Source organism: Azospirillum oleiclasticum, from assembly GCF_013423485.1.
Taxonomy (GTDB): Bacteria; Pseudomonadota; Alphaproteobacteria; order Azospirillales; family Azospirillaceae; genus Azospirillum; species Azospirillum oleiclasticum.
In genome coordinates this window covers 1-371 of sequence record NZ_JABFFR010000016.1, presented here as the reverse complement: position 1 = coordinate 371, position 371 = coordinate 1, and the positions used below count along the sequence as shown (strand labels likewise).

The following is a 371-nucleotide window of genomic DNA, read 5'->3' as shown; positions in this document are numbered from 1 at the left end:
GGCCGTCCAGGTCGGCCGGCGCCAGCGTCCAGCTTCCGTCGCCGTTGTCGGTGCCGGCCGACAGCGTGGCCCCGTCGGGAAGGCCAGCGATGGTGACGGACAGCGTCTCCGACCCGTCGGTGTCGGTCAGGGCGGCCGACAGATCCAACGCGATGGCGCTGTCCTCGGCACCGGCGGCATCCGCCACGGCGAGGACTGGAGCGTCGGCAACCGGAGTCACCGTCACGGTGACCGGCGCCGTCGTTGTGGCCGTACCGCCACCCGCCTCGGTCGAGGTCGCGGTGACCGTCAGGGCGAAGGCACCGCTGGCGTTCGCCGGCGGGGTGATGGTGAGCCCGTCCAGGTCGGCCGCCGACAGCGTCCAACTTCCG

The 371-nt window shown here is 73.3% G+C and carries 1 protein-coding gene; it reads right to left on the bottom strand.

The annotated features are described in order from the left end of the window. Positions 1-371, bottom strand: a 371-nt coding sequence (locus HL658_RS18330) for an Ig-like domain-containing protein (protein WP_180287648.1), incomplete at both ends; no start/stop codon positions are given.